We start from the raw sequence: 17,034 nt of genomic DNA, 5'->3' as shown, positions 1-17,034 counted from the left end.
ATGCCCAAGCTCAAAGTCGACGGAATAGACGTGGAAGTGCCGCAGGGGGCGACCGTGCTCCAGGCGTGCGAGGCGGCGGGCAAGGAGATCCCGCGCTTCTGCTATCACGAGCGGCTGTCCATCGCGGGCAATTGCCGGATGTGCCTGGTCGAGGTGAAGCCCGGGCCGCCCAAGCCGCAGGCGTCGTGCGCGCTGCCGGCGGCGGACAATCAGGAGGTCTTCACCACCACGCCGATGGTGAAGCATGCCCGCGAGGGCGTGATGGAGTTCCTGCTCATCAACCATCCACTCGACTGCCCGATCTGCGATCAGGGCGGTGAGTGCGACCTGCAGGATCAGTCCGTTGCCTATGGCAAGGGGCATAGCCGCTATACCGAGAACAAGCGCGCGGTGACCGAGAAGTATATGGGTCCGATCGTCAAGACGATCATGACCCGGTGCATCCAGTGCACGCGCTGCGTCCGCTTCGCCGAAGAGGTCGCGGGCGTGGAGGAGATCGGCGCGCTGTATCGCGGCGAGGACATGCAGATCACCTCGTACCTCGAAGGCGCGGTGACCAGCGAGCTGTCCGGCAACGTCGTCGATCTGTGCCCGGTCGGCGCGCTGACGCACAAGCCGTATCAGTATGAGTACCGTCCGTGGGAGCTGCGGCGGACGCCGTCGATCGACGTGCATGACGCGGTCGGCACCAGCATCCGGCTCGACAGCCGCGGTCGCCAGGTGCTGCGCTGCCTGCCGCGGATCAACGAGGACGTGAACGAGGAGTGGGCGCACGACAAGACGCGCTACGCGATCGACGGGCTCGTCCGCCGGCGGCTTGACCGGCCCTATGTGCGGCGTGGCGGCAAGCTGGTCGCGGCGAGTTGGGACGAGGCGTTCGCGGCGATCGCGGCGGTCGCGCATGGCGGCTCGGTCGCGGCGGTGGCGGGTGATCTGGTCGATTGCGAGACGATGTACGCGGCCAAGGCGCTGGTGCGCGGGATGGGCGGTACGCGGTTCGAAGGCCGTCAGACGGGGATGGATTATGACACGTCCAGCCTGGCGGCGGTCAACTTCAACACCACGATCGCCGGCGTCGAGCGCGCGGACGCGATCCTGCTCGTCGGCACCAACCTGCGCTGGGAAGCGCCGCTGGTGAACACGCGGGTCCGCAAGGCGCGCAAGCGGGCGGCGAAGGTGTTCGCGATCGGGCCGGAGACCGACCTGACCTACAAGGTCGATTGGCTGGGTGACGAGCTGTCGCTGCTGGGCAAACTGCCGGACGCGGTGATCGAGACGTTCGCCAAGGCGGAGCGGCCGATGCTGGTTCTGGGGCCGGCGGCGCTGAAGGGCGGTCATGGCGCGGCGCTGAAGCTGGTCGAGACGCTGGGTCTGGTGCGGGATGGCTGGAATGGCTTCAACGTGTTGCACCTGGCGGCGAGCCGGATGGGCGGCTTGATGCTCGGCTATGCCAGCGCCGGCGGGATCGCCGATCTGCACGATGCCAAGCTGACCTTCTTCCTGGGCGCGGACGAGGTGGATTATAGCCGTTTCGGCGGGTTCAAGGTCTATGTCGGCCATCATGGCGATCGCGGTGCAGGTGCGGCGGACGTGGTGCTGCCCGGTGCGACCTATACCGAGAAGTCGGGAACCTGGGTCAATCTGGAAGGCCGCATACAGCGTGGCGAGCGGGCAGTGTTCCCGATCGGCGACGCCCGCGAAGACTGGACGATCTTCCGTGCCCTGTCCGAGGTGATGGGCACGACGCTGCCGTTCGACAGTCTTGCCGGACTGCGCGAGGCGATGTTCACCGAGGTGCCGAGCCTGCGCGAGCCGGGGCTGGCGAGCTTCGACTGGAGCCCGCCGGTGCTCGACGCGACCGCGTCGGGGCGGATCGAGGGGTATCCGATCAAGGACTTCTACCTGACCAACGCGATCTGCCGCGCCAGCCCGACCATGCAGCGGTGCAGCCAAGAGCTGGTCCATGGCGAAGCGTTCGCGGAGGCGGCGGAGTGACCGAGTTCTTCAACACTACTCTCGGCATGCCTTATGGCGCGGCGTGGTTCACCGCGACGATCGCGGGCATCCTGTTGATCGCGCTGCCGCTGATGCTGGCGGTGGCGATGATCATCTATGCCGACCGCAAGATCTGGGCGGCGATGGCGCTGCGGCGCGGGCCAAATGTGGTCGGGCCGTTCGGGCTGCTGCAGAGCTTCGCCGACGGGCTGAAGGTGTTCCTGCAGGAGACCATCATTCCGTCGGCCGCGAACCGCGTGCTGTTCCTGCTGGCGCCGATCATCACCTTCACCGTCGCGCTGATCGTGTGGGCGGTGGTACCATTCGACGCGGGCGTGGTGCTGGCGGACATCAACGTCGGGCTGTTGTATGTGCTCGCGGCTTCGTCGCTTGGTGTGTACGGGATCATTCTGTCCGGCTGGGCGTCGAACTCCAAATACCCGTTCTACTCGGCGTTGCGCGCGGCGGCGCAGATGGTCAGCTATGAGGTCGCGATCGGCTTCGTGCTGGTGACGGTCGTGCTGTGGGCCGGGTCGTTCAACCTGTCGCGGATCGTTCTCGCCCAGGCGGACATGTATGGCCTGCCGATCAACGGCTTCGTGCTCAATCCGCTGCTGTTCCCGATGTGGGTTATGTTCCTGATCTCTTCGATGGCGGAGTGCCAGCGGGCGCCGTTCGATCTGACCGAGGCTGAATCCGAACTGGTCGCGGGGTACCAGACCGAGTATTCGTCGATGAGCTTCGCGCTGTTCTGGCTCGGCGAATACGCCAACGTCATCCTGATGTGCGCGCTGAACGCTACCTTGTTCTTCGGTGGGTGGCTGCCGATCTTCAACTTTGCGCCGTTCACCTGGGTGCCGGGCATCCTAAATCTGTTCTTCAAAATGGCGTTCTTCTTCTTCATCTACTCCTGGGTGAAGGCTACCGTGCCGCGCTATCGTTACGACCAGTTGATGCGGCTGGGCTGGAAGGTCTTCCTGCCGGTGTCGCTGCTGTGGGTGTTCCTGGTATCGGGCGTGTTGATGATCCATCGAGTAGGTCTGCCGTCATGAGCCCCGCGCATTTCATCAAGTCCTTTACCTTGTGGGAGTTCCTGAAGGCGCATGTGCTGACGCTGCGGTATTTCTTCAGACCCAAGGCGACGATCAACTATCCGTACGAGCGCACGCCGATGTCGCCGCGCTTCCGGGGTGAACATGCGTTGCGCCGCTATCCCAATGGCGAAGAGCGCTGCATCGCGTGCAAGCTGTGCGAGGCGGTGTGCCCGGCGCAGGCGATCACGATCGAGGCGGAGCCGCGCGATGACGGCAGCCGCCGCACCACGCGCTACGACATCGACATGACCAAGTGCATCTATTGCGGGCTGTGCCAGGAGGCGTGCCCCGTAGATGCCATCGTCGAGGGTCCGAACCTGGAGTTCTCGACCGAGACGCGCGAGGAACTGATCTACGACAAGGCCAAGCTGCTCGACAATGGCGACCGTTGGGAAGGCGTACTCGCCGCCAACCTTGCCGCCGATGCCCCCTACCGCTAGGCGCGCGCCCAACATGATGTTGCCCGCATGATTCAGGCGATCGCCTTTTACCTGTTCGCCGCCGTGGTGATCGTGGCCGGTGCGATGACGGTGTCGTCGCGCAACCCGGTCAACGCCGTCATGTGGCTGATCCTGGCGTTCTTCAACGCGGCCGGGCTGATGGTGCTGTGCGGCGCGGAGTTCATCGCGATGCTGCTGGTGATCGTCTATGTCGGCGCGGTCGCGGTGCTGTTTCTGTTCGTCGTCATGATGCTGGACATCGACGTCGCGCAAATGCGGGCGGGTATCACGCGCTATTGGCCGCTCGGCTTCGCGATCGCGCTGGCTTTGGCGGCGGAGATCGTGATCGCGGTCCAGGCCTGGTCGGTGGGCGGGGTCGAGCTCGCGCGGCGTTCCGGTACGACGGCGCTGGACAAGCCGAACATCGAGGCGCTCGGCGAGCTGCTCTATTCGCGCTACCTGTTCCTGTTCGAGGGCGCCGGGCTGGTGCTGCTGGTGGCGATGATCGGCGCAATCGTGTTGACCCATCGCGATCGCAAGGGCACGCGCTATCAGAATATCAGTGGCCAGAACCAGCGCCGGCCGCAGGACGCCACGCGCAACGTCGACCAGCCGGTCGGCGTCGGAGTGGAGCTGTGATCGGGCTGGTGCATTACCTCGTCGTGGGCGCGGTCCTGTTCGCGCTCGGGGTGCTGGGGCTGGTCGCCAACCGCAAGAACCTGATCGTGATGTTGATGGCGATCGAGCTGATCCTGCTGGCGGTGAACATCAACCTCGTCGCCTTTTCAAACTTCCTGGGCGATCTCGTGGGCCAAGTGTTCGCAATGTTCGTACTGACCGTGGCGGCGGGCGAAGCGGCGATCGGGCTGGCGATCCTGGTGATCTATTTCCGCGGCCGCGGCACGATCGCGGTCGACGATGCCGACCGGATGAAGGGCTGAGATGATCGTCTTCATCGTGTTCCTGCCGTTGCTGGCCGCGCTGGTCGCCGGATTGGGCAATCGCGTCATCGGCAACGTACCGGCGAAGCTGGTCACCACGGGCGCACTGTTCGTGTCGGCGGCCTTGTCGTGGCCGATCTTCCTGGGCTTCATGGGCGGGTCGCTAGAGCCGGGTGTGACGCCGGTCGCGAGCTGGATCGTGTCGGGCGCCATGGATGCGAGCTGGGGCTTGCGGGTCGATGCGCTGACCGCGGTGATGCTCGTCGTCATCACCAGCGTGTCGGCACTCGTCCACCTCTACAGCTGGGGGTACATGGACGAGGATCCGGATCAGCCGCGCTTCTTCGCCTATCTGTCGCTGTTCACCTTCGCGATGCTGATGCTGGTGACGGCCGACAACCTGGTCCAGATGTTCTTCGGCTGGGAGGGCGTCGGGCTCGCCAGCTATCTGCTGATCGGCTTCTGGTTCAGGAAGCCGAGCGCCAACGCCGCCGCGATCAAGGCGTTCGTGGTCAACCGCGTCGGTGACCTGGGCTTCATGCTCGGCATCTTCGGCACCTTCCTGGTGTTCGACACCGTTTCAATACCCGCCATTCTCGCCGCCGCGCCGGATATGGCGGGCTCGACGATCGGCTTTCTGTGGTTCCGCGCCGACACGATGACGGTGCTGTGCCTGCTGCTGTTCGTCGGCGCGATGGGCAAGTCGGCGCAGCTCGGGCTGCACACCTGGCTGCCGGACGCGATGGAGGGGCCGACGCCGGTATCCGCGCTGATCCACGCCGCGACGATGGTGACGGCGGGCGTGTTCATGGTGTGCCGACTGTCGCCGATGTTCGAGGCGTCGCCGGACGCGCTGGCCGTGGTCCGCTTCGTGGGTGCAGCGACCTGCCTGTTCGCGGCGACGGTGGCGCTGGTGCAGACCGATATCAAGCGCGTGATCGCCTATTCGACCTGCTCCCAGCTCGGCTACATGTTCTTCGCGGCCGGCGTGGGCGCGTACGGGGCGGCGATGTTCCACCTGTTCACGCATGCCTTTTTCAAGGCGCTGCTGTTCCTTGGCGCGGGTTCGGTAATCCACGCGATGCACCACGAGCAGGACATGCGTTTCTATGGTGGCTTGCGGAAGTCGATCCCGCTGACCTTCTGGGCGATGCTGCTGGGGACACTGGCGATCACGGGCGTCGGCATCTACGGCGTCGGCGGCTTTGCGGGCTTCTATTCCAAGGACGCGATCATCGAAGCGGGCTGGGCCTCGGGTTGGACCGGTACCTGGTTCGTGGGCACGTTGGTGGCGATGATCACCAGCTTCTATTCGTGGCGGCTGATGTTCCTGACCTTTTGGGGCACCCCACGCTGGGCGGCGTCCGAGCACATCCAGCATGCGCTGCACGATGCGCACGGCCATGACGATCATCCGGCGGACGAACACGCCGGCCATGCGCCGGCGCAACATGAGCCGGGCCAGCACGACCTGCCGGCGGGCACCGGCGGCTATCACCCACATGAGAGCCCTTGGTCGATGCTGGTACCGTTGGCACTGCTATCGCTCGGGGCGATCGCGGCGGGTTTCCTGTATCACGGCGCCTTCATCGAGCCTGAGTCAGGCGCGAGCTTCTGGCGCGGGACGATCGCGTTCAACGAGCACCTGATGCATGCGATGCATGAGGTGCCGCTGATTATCAAATTGTCGGCCACCATCGCGATGCTGCTGGGGCTGCTGGGGGCCTGGTATGCCTATATCCGCGCGCCCGGCGTTCCTGCGGCGACGGCGGAGCAGTTCGGCATCTTCTATCGGTTCCTGGCACATAAATGGTATTTCGACGAGCTCTACCACCTCCTGTTCGTACGGCCGGCGTTCGCGATCGGCCGGCTGCTGTGGCATCGCGGTGACGAGCAGACGATCGACCGCTTCGGACCCAACGGCGCGGCCAGCCTGGCGATGGTCGGCAGCCGCATGGCGGGACGGCTGCAGACGGGACATCTTTATACCTATGCGTTCGTGATGCTGATCGGGCTGACCGCGGCGGTGACCTGGGCGATTTCGCGGTGACCGGCTTTCCTTTGCTGTCATTCATGCTCGGCGTTCCGGCGCTGGCGGCGGTCGCATGCCTCTTCATGCCGGCACGCGACGCGCGCTGGTGCGCGCTGGCGGCGACGCTGGTCGATCTGGTGCTCGGGATCGTGCTGTGGGCAGGCTATCAGGTCGGCGGTCCGCAGTGGCAGTTCGTCGAGTTCGCGCCGGTGTTCGGGCAGTTCGCCTGGGCGCTCGGCATCGACGGATTCGCGCTGCTGCTGATCATGCTCAGCGTCTTCCTGATGCCGATCTGCATCGGCGCGAGCTGGTCGGCGATCGAGAAGCGCGTGCCCGAGTACATGGCGGCGTTCCTGCTAGTGGAGGTGCTGATGATCGGCACCTTCGCCGCGCAGGACCTGTTCCTGTTCTACATCTTCTTCGAGGCCGGCCTGATCCCGATGTACCTGATCATCGGCATCTGGGGCGGCGGGAACCGCATCTACGCCAGCTACAAGTTCTTCCTGTACACGCTGCTCGGCTCCGTCGTGATGCTGATCGCGATGCTGTACATGCGCCAGGCGGCGGGCACGTCGAATATCCCCGACCTGATGCGCTTCGACTTCGATCCGCATGTGCAGGTCTGGCTGTGGCTGGCGTTCTTCGCGAGCTTCGCCGTGAAGATGCCGATGTGGCCGGTCCATACCTGGCTGCCCGATGCGCACGTCCAGGCACCGACCGCCGGTTCGGTGATCCTGGCGGGCGTGCTGCTGAAGCTCGGCGGCTATGGCTTCCTGCGCTTCTCGCTGCCGATGTTTCCGGAGGCGTCGGCGGAGCTTGCCTGGCTGGTGTTCCTGCTGTCGGCGATCGCGGTGGTCTATACCTCGCTGGTCGCGCTGGTGCAGGCCGACATGAAGAAGCTGATCGCCTATTCCTCGGTCGCCCACATGGCGATCGTCACCATTGGCCTGTTTGCCTTCAACCGGCAGGGCATCGAGGGCGCGATGATCATGATGCTCAGCCACGGGCTGGTGTCGGGCGCGTTGTTCCTGTGCGTCGGCGTGATCTACGACCGGCTGCATACGCGTGAGATTTCGCGCTATGGCGGTTTGTCGATCAACATGCCGCGCTACGCGCTGTTCTTCCTGCTGTTCACCATGGCGTCGATCGGGCTGCCGGGCACCAGCGGCTTCGTGGCGGAGTTCCTGGCGCTGATGGGGGCGTACCAGCTGTCGACCTGGACGGCGCTGATCTGCACCACCGGCATCATCCTGGGCGCGGCTTACATGCTCTATCTTTACCGCCGGGTGGCGTTCGGCGAGATCAAGTCCGACGACGTGCGCGCGATGCCAGACCTTTCGCGGCGCGAGCTGTGGCTGCTGGCGCCGATCGCGGCGGTGGTGCTGTGGATGGGCGTCTACCCGGAAAGTTTCATGGCGCCGATGCGCAAGGATGTGGCGGTGTTGTTGCAGCGGTTGGATCGCGCGACGCCGGAGAGTGACTCGCGCCCGACGGCGGGGCGGCCGGCCGCGCCGGGCGCTGCGCACGGTGCCACGAGTGGACATGCCGCGCCCGCGGCGCACGCTCCAGCGGCGGAGGCGCACTGATGGGCGCGAACATGTTGATGACGCTGCCGGAGGTGGTGCTGTCGGTCGGCGCGATCCTGCTGATGCTGGTCGCCGCCTGGGGCGGACCGAATTCGACGCGGGCGGTGAGCTGGACCGGGGTGGCGGTGCTGATCGGGGCCGGAGTTGCACTGTTCGGACCGGCCTCGTCCGGGAACGACGCTTATGAGGGGCTGTACCGCGCCGATGCGTTCGGCGCGTTCGCCAAGGCGCTGATCTACATCGCGACGGCGGTGTCGATCGTCATCGCGCCCGGCTTCTTCCAGCGCACCGCCGGCGACGACCTGCGCCCGGAATATCCGGTGCTGATGCTGCTCGCGGCGGTTGGCATGGGGATGATGGTGTCGGCCGGCGACCTGCTGACGCTGTATGTCGGGCTCGAGCTGCAGTCGCTCGCGTCCTATGTGCTGGCCAGCTTCATGCGCCGCGATGCGCGGTCGGCAGAGGCGGGGCTGAAGTATTTCGTGCTCGGCGCGCTGGCGAGCGGAATCCTGCTCTACGGCATCAGCCTGGTCTATGGCTTCTCCGGCACGACGCTGTTCACCGGTGTGGCGGAGGCGTACGCGGCGACGGCGCCGGGTGCCGCAAGCTTTTACGGCCTGATCTTCGGGCTGGTCTTCGTGTTCGCGGGCATCGCGTTCAAAATGGCGGTGGTGCCGTTTCACATGTGGACGCCCGACGTCTATGAGGGCGCGCCGACGCCGGTGACGGCGTTCTTCGCGACCGCGTCCAAGATCTCCGCCGTGGCGCTGGCGGTGCGGGTGGCGATGGGGGCGATGGGCCCGGCCTATGAGCATTGGCAGCAGATCGTGATCTTCGCCGCACTGGCTTCGATCATCCTCGGCGCGGTGGCGGCGATCGGCCAGTCGAACATCAAGCGGCTGCTCGCTTATTCCTCGATCAACAATGTCGGCTTCATTCTGGTCGGCCTCGCCGCCGGCACGGCCGAGGGGGTGGCGGCGGTGCTGTTCTACCTCGCGGTCTATATCGCCATGACGGTCGGCGCGTTCGTCGTCGTGTTGCAGATGCGCGGGGCCGACGGGCAGCAGCTGGAGAGTATCAACAGCCTTTCCGGGCTGTCGCGGTCCCGGCCGGGGCTGGCCGCGGCGATGGCGATCTTTATGTTCTCGCTCGCCGGCATCCCGCCGCTGCTTGGCTTCAACGCCAAGCTGGCCGTGTTCATGGCGGCGGTGAACGCCGGCCTGTATCCGCTCGCGGTCGTCGGCTTCGTCGCGTCGGTGATCGGCGCCTATTATTATCTGCGCATCATCAAGGTGATGTATTTCGATGAGCCGGCACCGGCCTTCGCGCGCGGCGGCAGCGTCGTCGAGGGCGGGTTGATCGCGGCATCGGCGGTGATCGTGTCGCCGCTCGGCTGGGTGCTGCTGGCGCCGCTCGGCGGATGGACGCTGATCGCGGCCCGATCCCTGTTCTAGGCTCGCTGTTCTGAGCACGATCCGGACCGTCGCCGAAACGGGATCGACCAATGCCGATGTGCTGGCGCTCGCACGGAGCGGGGTGGCGGCCGAGGGGTTCTGGCTGCGCGCGGAACGGCAGACGGCGGGGCGGGGACGACAGGGGCGGGAGTGGGTTTCGCCGGTCGGGAATTTCTACGGCAGTACGGTCGTGCAGCTGCGACCCGGCGATCCGGCGGCGGCGACGCTCAGCTTCGTGGCCGCCGTCGCGGTTTGGGACGCCGTTGCCCTTCTCGTTCACCATGGTGGCGGGCGACGCCCAGCTCCCGGTGCTGCACGGCCGAGCCTTCCAGACGGAGCTCTCAGGCTGAAGTGGCCAAATGATCTGCTGCTGGTCGGCGCCAAGCTCGCGGGCATCCTCCTCGAGCGCGCCGATGATACGGTGGTGGTCGGCATTGGCGTCAACCTAGCGCACCATCCGGACTTGCCCGATCGCCCAGCGACCAGCCTTGCCGCGCACGGCGTTATAGTCGGGCCGGAGACCTTTGTTGGAATTCTGGCGGACAGTTTTGCCCGCTGGCTTCAACGCTGGCGCAGCGAGGGTTTCACTCCCATTCGCCAGTGCTGGCTAAAAGTTGCCCACCCGCGAGGCGACGCGCTCGCGGCTCACCTCCCCGATGGCGCACGGGTCGAGGGTCTGTTCGAGGATCTCGATCCGGACGGCGCCCTCATCCTCCGCTTGGCGTCGGGCGAGCGGCGTGCCATTCACGCCGGCGATGTGTTCCTGGTCTGAAGCCTAGATGCTGCTCGCGGTCGACGCCGGCAACACCAACGTCGTGTTCGCCGTTCTGGATGGCCGGCGGATCGTCGCGCGGTGGCGGATCGCGACCGATCCCAGGCGTACGGCCGACGAATATGCGGTGTGGCTGAGCCAGCTGCTCCAGCTGGAGGGTTTGTCACGTGACGCCATCGAAGGCGTGATAGTGGCGACGGTGGTGCCGCGCGCGCTCCACAACCTGCAGGTGCTGAGCCAGAAATACTTCAAGACGGAGGCGCTGATCGCCGGTCGCGCGCCGGTCGAATGGGGCATTCCGCTCGACGTCGATGAGCCGCAGTCGCTCGGCGCCGATCGGGCGGTCAACACCATCGCAGCGCATGCGCTGCATCCCGGCGACCTCATCGTGGTCGATTTCGGTACCGCCACCACCTTCGACGTCAGCGACTATCGCGGCGCCTACAAGGGCGGGATCATCGCGCCGGGGATCAACCTGTCGCTCGACGCACTGGTCACCGCCGCCGCCAAGCTGCCGCGTGTAGCGATCGAGGCGCCGACGCGAGACACCGTCATTGGCACCAACACGGTGGATCAGATGCAGATCGGCATCTTCTGGGGCTATATCGCTTTGGTCGAAGGGCTGATCGCCCGGCTGAAGCAGGAGGTCGGGCGGCCGACCAAGGTCATCGCCACCGGCGGGCTGGCGGCGCTGCTGCACGACCATACGGACGTGTTCGACGCCTATGAGCCCGACCTGACCATCCAGGGACTGGCGCTGATGTACGAGCGTTCCCATATAGCCGGCTAGAGTTTTCCCCGCCGGTGCTGACCGGTAAACCCGCACAACCATTATCGTCACAGGAGCGGCCTGGTCGCTCGCGCGGGCATGACGAGAGAATAACAGGACTACATGACTCCCAAGAACAACGAACTGATCTTCTGCGCTCTCGGCGGCTCGGGTGAAATCGGCATGAACGTCGTGCTGTATGGTACGGCCGGAAAATGGCTGATGGTCGATTGCGGCGTGACCTTTGCCGACGCCGGCTATCCCGGCATCGACCTGATCCTGCCCGATCTGCAGTTCATCGAAGAGCGCGCCGCCGACCTGGTCGGCATCGTGCTGACCCATGGCCATGAGGACCATATCGGCGCGCTGCCGTATCTGGCCGAGGATCTGGGCGTGCCGCTCTATGCGACCGCGTTCACGGCCGGGTTGGTGCGCGGCAAGCTGGAAGAGGAAGGGATCGAACGGCGCGTCAAGCTGCGCATCGTCAAGGAAGGCGAGCCGCTCCAGCTCGGGCCGTTCGCCTGCACCTGGGTGCCCGTGTCGCACTCCATTCCCGAAGCCAATGCGATCACCATCGAGACCGAGGCGGGCCGAGTCTTTCATACCGGCGACTGGAAGCTTGATCCGGCACCGGTGATCGGCAAGCCGGCAACCGTGGAACAACTAACAGCGATCGGCGACACCGGCGTCGATGTGCTGGTGTGCGATTCGACTAACGTCTTCAACCTGGAGGCATCAGGGTCGGAGAGCAGCGTTCGCGAGGGGCTGGCGGAGGTCGTCGCGCGTTCCAAGGGGCGGGTGCTCGTCACCACCTTCGCGTCCAACGCCGCGCGGCTGCATACGCTAGGCCAGGTCGCACGCGACACCGGGCGGCAGCTGTGCGTCACCGGCCGCTCGCTGGACCGCATCCTCCGCGTCGCCAAGGCGACTGGCTATCTGCTCGACTTTCCCGACACGATCGACCCCGACACGGCGATGAAGCTGCCTGCGGGCAAGGTGCTGATCGTCGCCACCGGCGGCCAGGGTGAGCCGCGCGCGGCGCTCGGCCGCGTGGCGGAGGGCACGCACCCGATCAGCCTCGGCAAGGGCGATACGGTGATCTTCTCGTCCAAGCAGATTCCGGGCAACGAGGTCGCGATCGGGCGCATTCAGAACATCCTCGCCGGTAAGGGCGTGGAGATGGTGACCGAGCGCCAGGCTCACGTCCACGTCTCCGGCCATCCCGGGCGGCCGGAGCTCGCCGACATGTACCGCTGGATCCGGCCAAAGGTGCTGATCCCCGTCCATGGCGAGATGCGGCACATGCAGGAGCAGGCGCGCTTCGGGGCGGCCGAGGGCATCGCGCAGACGCTGGTGCAGACCGACGGCGACATCGTGCGGCTGCTACCCGGACCGGCGAAGAAGATCGGCAACGCGGCAGTCGGCCGCCTGGTGCTCGACGGCGACGTGATCCTGCCGGCGGACGGTGCGACGATCAACGAGCGGCGCAAGATCGCGGTCAACGGCCAGGTGTCGGTCGCGGTGGCGATTGGCAAGGACGGGCGGCTGCTCGGACGACCCGAGGTCAAGGTGCAAGGGCTGCCCGTCGAGGAGGATCGCGCGGCGTTCGTGGCGGACGCGAGCGATGCCGCGGCCGAGGCTGCGCGTGGCGGCAAGCGCGCGGTCGATCGGGTGCGAGAGGATGTGCGGTTGGCGGTGCGCAAGATCGCGACGCGCTGGACGGGCAAGAAGCCGATCGTCGATGTGCTGCTGATCCAGGCCTAAGGCCGTGCGGTGGACGTCGATCTTGGCGATCTACAGCCTGTTCTGGGCGTTCTCGGTGTTCCTCGTGCTGCCCTGGGGCGTCCGCACCGGGCGCGAGGCGGGTGCCGAGCATGTCCCCGGTACGGCGGAAAGCGCCCCGCACGAATTCCGCCCCGGACGGGTCGCTTTGTGGGTGACGGTGGTCGCGACGGTGTTGTTCGGGCTGTACTACGCCAATTACGTCAATGGCTGGGTGACGCCGGATATGCTGATCTTCTTCAACGTCGAGGACGCGCCGCAGCTTCGTTAGATCAGCGCAGGCGTTCGATCGCCTGCGCCATCGCGACGTAGAGCTTGCCCATGTCCGACGACAGCAGCGTGACGCCGAGCTGCGAGCCGTCACGCTGAGCGAGCACGGAGCGCAGCACGGATTCGAAGTCGTGGATGTATCGGTTGACCCGCTCGCGGAACCCGGCGTCCTCGTCATAGAGCGCCGCGATCGCGCGTGCCTCGCCGGCGTCGAGCAGGCGCACCGCGCGGCGGGTGAAGACGCCACGATCGCCCTTCAGATAGGCTGCCCAGGCGGTATCCGAGACCTCGGTCGACAGGTTGCGCGTGATGTCGATCGAGGCGGAGTTGAGGGATTCGATGAGTAGCGACACGCGCCGCGAGAAGGTGTCGCTGTCATGCTGCTCGCGCTCGGCGCGCGCGTCCTCGATGCGGGTCTCGACGATCGCGGTCTGATCGACGATCGCCTGGACCTGCTCGGCGAGCCGGTGGGCGGCGCGGGTCGAGGCGTCGACCGCGCGGTCGGTGGCGTCGGCGACGGCGGCGATCTGGCGTTCCACCGTATCGTTGGTCGCGCGGCGCAGCGCCGAGGCGCTCGCCTCTTCCAGCCTGCTCGCGGCTTCGGGGATGACCGTTGCCAGCGTCTCGCGCGCCTTGTCGGCAGCACTCTGCGCGGTGTCGCGGACGCGCATCAGTGCCTCCAGCAGCCGCGGCGCCGCCTCGTCAGCGAGACGGTGAGTGCGGCCGATCGTCTCGTCGATCACCTGACCCAGCGATTCGGTCTTGGTCTGGCCGTCGGTCAAGGTCTGGAGGAGTAGCGAGGACAGCTGATCGACGACGCGGCGCTGTTCGGTGATGACGCCGGCGATCGCCTCGATCGCGTCGTGGCTGCTCTCCGCCGCCGATACGAGTGCTAGCAGTTCAGGCTTGGCGGTGGCGACCACCGCCTTGCTGGTGGTCACCCGCTGGTCGAGCCGGCCAAGCGCATCGGGCAGCGTCTCGTCGATCTCACGCGCGGCGGAATCGAGCGCGATCAGCAGCGATTCGGTCGTGCCGATGGTGCGGGTCGCCATCTCTTCGCCGGCGCGCAGCGCCTCCGTCATCGCGTCGGCCGAGCCGCCGAGCGCGCTGATCGACGCCGCCAGCAGCTGGGAGCGATCGACACCCTGATGATGGAGCGCCGCCATCTGGGTCTCGACCCGCTGGAGCCCGGTCTCGAGCTCCCCGACCATGGTCTCGCCGCTGGCGCGTTGGTCGTGGAGGCGTACGGCGAGGCGCTCGATCGCCGCCTCCACCGACGCGATCCGCTCGGCCAGCGCGCCCGCCGAGGTGCGGGCGGCGTCGTCCAAGGCGGTCCGATGCGCGCCGACCATCGCCAGCATCGTGTCACCCTGCGACGCGATGCCCTGTCGAGAGCGGTCGACCGCGTCGGCGGTGCGGTCGAGCAAGGCATCCACCGTGGTGGTCATCGCCGCCGTCGCGCCTTCGAGGCGGGCGGCAGCGGCTTCGCTGGTGCCCTCCATGCGCGCGAGATGCTCGGCGAGCGCCTGCGCGGCCGTATCGGCGATGCGCTCGGCCTCGCCACCACGCTCCGCCAGACCGGTGATCTGCTCTTCCAGACGGGCCGCGTGGCCGGTCGCGCTTGCCGCCGTGCGATCAAGCAACTGCGCCACCCGCTCGGTCTCGGCATGGGCGGCGGGCAGTGTCTCGACGAAGGTGCCGATACCCGCCACGGCCTTGTCCGCGGCGTCGGCGATCGTCGCTGCGTGGGTGTTCGCCAGCGCGATGTTCGCCGACAGGTCACGCCCGAGCGCACCGAGCCGCTCGGTCGCGTCCCCGCCGCGTGCGACCAGATCATCGATCTGTGTCGCCAGCTGGCGGCGGTTCGCCTCTACCGCCTGTCCCAGAGCAGCGACACTGCGTTCGAGCCTGAGTGCCTCCGCGCGCATCTCCGCGGCGGTTCCGCTCCACCGCCGGGCCTCGGCATGGCTGGTGCGTAGGCCGATCAGCCACATGATGCCCATCAAAGCCGGCACGACCGCCAACGCCGCCGCGAACTGCGCAAAGCCGAGCGGCGACAATTGCGCCAGCGAGGCACGCGCGAGCCAAAGCATCCCCAGCACCCACGCCGCGGCGAAGGCGATAGCGGCGAGCGCCAAGATCCGCCGCATCCCCGCTCTGCGGTCGATCGTCTCCTCCAGCTCGAAATCCGTCCAGTCGTCGGCGGCAGGCACGTCGTGAACCGGCTCGACATAGTCCGGTTGCGCGGCGCGGCTCGTATCCGCGCGTATCTCGACCACCATGCTACCCCCACTCATGGATGTTGATTTACCAGCTTTCGTCCGCGCGCAAAGCGCCAAGCGCAACGCTTCGGTAAGCATCGACGCGCTATCGATCGGCATGGCCTATGACCCCGGAGCGATCGAGGCGACCCTGGCGGCGGCGGTCGGCGACGATCCGGCGCTGATCGCCGAGCTACGCTATGCGTTTCTGGAAAGTGCCGGCGCGGCGGTTCTGTCGCTCGAACAGGCAACGGCCGCGGATGCATGGGTCGCGGCCGCGTGGCGGCTCAAGGGCCTTGCGGCAAGCTTCGGTGCGGTTCGCCTGGCGGCGCTTGCAGGTGAGGCGATCGCGGCGGGCGCGCCTGATCCGGGACTGACGGTGAAGCTCAAGCGGATGGTCGCGCGGCTCTAGCCGGACGCGCCACTAGCCCCTAACAGCCTCGTCCATGCTGGCGGGGCTGCTTTTTGCGATCGCGGAATCCGACGATCGGCCCGAGCGACTGACGGCGACGCTGCCGTTCGGCGGCGTGACGTTGATCGAGTATCAGGCGCGGCTGCTGGTCGAGGCGGGCGTGTCGCAGATCATCATACTGGTCGCGCGGCTGACGCCCGAGCTGTTGGGCGCGGTGTCGCGGATCGGCAAGCGCGGCGTGACCGTCGACGCGGTGCGTCATGCGAGCGAGGCGGCGGCGAAGCTGCATCCGTTGGCGCGGGTGTTGATGCTTGCCGACGGGCTGATCACCACCGAACGCGTGGTGGCGACGCTGGCGGAAGAAGGTGGCGACGCCCTGCTCGTGGTCCCGCAGGCGGAAGCGGGCGCGGTGTTCGAGCGGCTGGGCGGCGGCCAGGCCTGGGCGGGCGTCGCGCGCCTCGACCCGCGACGGATCGGCGAGGCCGCGCGGCTGCCACCCGACTATGACGCGCAATCGACGTTGGTGCGTGTGGCGGAGCAAGCGCGCGCGGTGCACGTCATGCTTCCACCCGAGGCGCTGGCGCACGGGCACGGGATCGAGCGCAACGGCGGCGCGCTGGCCGAGCGTGGCCGCGCGGTGCTCGCCGCGATCGTGTCGGACCGGCGTGGATGGTTCGACAGGTGGGTGTTGGCCCCCCTTGCGCGCGTGGCGCTGCCGGCAATGATCGATCGGCGTTGGCCGGGTGCCGGGGTCGGCGCCGCCGGCGGTGTGTTGGGCATGGCGGGTTTGGCGGCGATTGGATTGGGCTGGAGCGTGGCGGGGCTGGCGCTCGCCTTCGTGGCCTGCGTGGTGCTCGGGATCGGCGCCACGCTCAGCGGCTTGCGTGACGAGGCGGGTGTCGAGCGCGCACAACGCGGCGCGGGATTGCTGATCCCGGCCGCGGCGGCCCTGTTCCTGGGTGCGGCCGAAGGCGGGCGGGCGGGCGATGTCGCCGCGCTGGCCGTGGCGATCGCCGCAGTGACGCTGGCGACGCTGGCCGAACGCGCCGGGCCAGAGCGGCTGCGGCAATGGTGGTGGGGCAGTGCGTCGGCCTATCTTCTGATCGTACTTGCCGGTGCCGCGCTCGCCTGGCCGGTGATCGGGCTCGCCGCCGCCGCCGCCTATGCAACGGCGACCGTGGCGGCTGCCATCGAGCGGCTGCGGCCGCAAGCTTAGTCGCGTCTTA

At 67.0% G+C, this 17,034-nt stretch carries 15 protein-coding genes; 14 read left to right on the top strand and 1 reads right to left on the bottom strand.

The window, feature by feature from the left end:
- From nuoG to VFQ64_RS10195, 12 genes are all read left to right on the top strand, one after another.
- A complete protein-coding gene (gene nuoG / locus VFQ64_RS10250) occupies window positions 1–1,995 on the top strand; it encodes an NADH-quinone oxidoreductase subunit NuoG (RefSeq protein ID WP_325103185.1) in 1,995 nt (664 codons plus the stop codon).
- 26 nt (window positions 1,996–2,021) lie between these two features.
- On the top strand, window positions 2,022–3,047 hold the full coding sequence (nuoH, locus tag VFQ64_RS10245) for an NADH-quinone oxidoreductase subunit NuoH (RefSeq protein ID WP_325103439.1): 1,026 nt from the start codon (window positions 2,022–2,024) through the stop codon (window positions 3,045–3,047).
- Window positions 3,044–3,529 carry an NADH-quinone oxidoreductase subunit NuoI gene (nuoI, locus tag VFQ64_RS10240; protein ID WP_325103184.1) on the top strand — a complete coding sequence of 162 codons (486 nt, stop codon included), beginning with the start codon at window positions 3,044–3,046 and terminating at the stop codon, window positions 3,527–3,529. Before nuoH ends, nuoI begins: the two co-directional genes overlap by 4 nt.
- Window positions 3,530–3,556: 27 nt before the next feature.
- Window positions 3,557–4,168 carry an NADH-quinone oxidoreductase subunit J gene (locus VFQ64_RS10235; RefSeq protein ID WP_325103183.1) on the top strand — a complete coding sequence of 204 codons (612 nt, stop codon included), beginning with the start codon at window positions 3,557–3,559 and terminating at the stop codon, window positions 4,166–4,168.
- Window positions 4,165–4,470 carry an NADH-quinone oxidoreductase subunit NuoK gene (gene nuoK, locus VFQ64_RS10230; protein WP_325103182.1) on the top strand — a complete coding sequence of 102 codons (306 nt, stop codon included), beginning with the start codon at window positions 4,165–4,167 and terminating at the stop codon, window positions 4,468–4,470. The genes VFQ64_RS10235 and nuoK overlap by 4 nt, the downstream gene beginning before the upstream one ends.
- Window position 4,471: 1 nt before the next feature.
- Window positions 4,472–6,520: an NADH-quinone oxidoreductase subunit L gene (nuoL, locus tag VFQ64_RS10225; protein WP_325103181.1), complete on the top strand. Its 2,049-nt coding sequence runs from the start codon at window positions 4,472–4,474 to the stop codon at window positions 6,518–6,520.
- Entirely contained in the window at window positions 6,517–8,088 is a 1,572-nt protein-coding gene (locus VFQ64_RS10220) for an NADH-quinone oxidoreductase subunit M (protein ID WP_325103180.1), read from the top strand. Before nuoL ends, VFQ64_RS10220 begins: the two co-directional genes overlap by 4 nt.
- On the top strand, window positions 8,088–9,542 hold the full coding sequence (nuoN, locus tag VFQ64_RS10215; RefSeq protein ID WP_325103179.1) for an NADH-quinone oxidoreductase subunit NuoN: 1,455 nt from the start codon (window positions 8,088–8,090) through the stop codon (window positions 9,540–9,542). Before VFQ64_RS10220 ends, nuoN begins: the two co-directional genes overlap by 1 nt.
- A 58-nt stretch (window positions 9,543–9,600) precedes the next feature.
- Window positions 9,601–10,314, top strand: a complete 714-nt coding sequence (locus tag VFQ64_RS10210; RefSeq protein ID WP_325103178.1) for a biotin--[acetyl-CoA-carboxylase] ligase — start codon at window positions 9,601–9,603, stop codon at window positions 10,312–10,314.
- Between the two features lie 7 nt (window positions 10,315–10,321).
- Window positions 10,322–11,104, top strand: a complete 783-nt coding sequence (locus tag VFQ64_RS10205; protein ID WP_325103177.1) for a type III pantothenate kinase — start codon at window positions 10,322–10,324, stop codon at window positions 11,102–11,104.
- A 102-nt stretch (window positions 11,105–11,206) separates the two neighbouring features.
- Window positions 11,207–12,847 (top strand): ribonuclease J, encoded by a 1,641-nt coding sequence (locus VFQ64_RS10200; protein WP_325103176.1) that lies wholly within the window; start codon window positions 11,207–11,209, stop codon window positions 12,845–12,847.
- Between the two features lie 4 nt (window positions 12,848–12,851).
- Window positions 12,852–13,136: a DUF1467 family protein gene (locus VFQ64_RS10195; RefSeq protein WP_325103175.1), complete on the top strand. Its 285-nt coding sequence runs from the start codon at window positions 12,852–12,854 to the stop codon at window positions 13,134–13,136.
- A 1-nt stretch (window position 13,137) separates the two neighbouring features.
- Here VFQ64_RS10195 and VFQ64_RS10190 read toward each other — a convergent pair whose 3' ends face one another.
- A complete protein-coding gene (locus VFQ64_RS10190) occupies window positions 13,138–15,432 on the bottom strand; it encodes a hypothetical protein (RefSeq protein ID WP_325103174.1) in 2,295 nt (764 codons plus the stop codon).
- Window positions 15,433–15,514: 82 nt separating this feature from the next.
- Between VFQ64_RS10190 and VFQ64_RS10185 the strand changes: the two genes are divergently transcribed.
- Both VFQ64_RS10185 and VFQ64_RS10180 read left to right on the top strand, forming a co-directional pair.
- Entirely contained in the window at window positions 15,515–15,808 is a 294-nt protein-coding gene (locus tag VFQ64_RS10185; protein ID WP_325103173.1) for an Hpt domain-containing protein, read from the top strand.
- Between the two features lie 34 nt (window positions 15,809–15,842).
- Entirely contained in the window at window positions 15,843–17,024 is a 1,182-nt protein-coding gene (locus VFQ64_RS10180) for a hypothetical protein (RefSeq protein WP_325103172.1), read from the top strand.
- Window positions 17,025–17,034: the final 10 nt, after the last annotated feature.

The organism is Sphingomonas sp. (genome assembly GCF_035714405.1).
GTDB lineage: Bacteria > Pseudomonadota > Alphaproteobacteria > Sphingomonadales > Sphingomonadaceae > Sphingomonas.
Note: the sequence above shows the minus strand (reverse complement) of the source record. Positions and strands in the feature narration are given on the sequence as shown.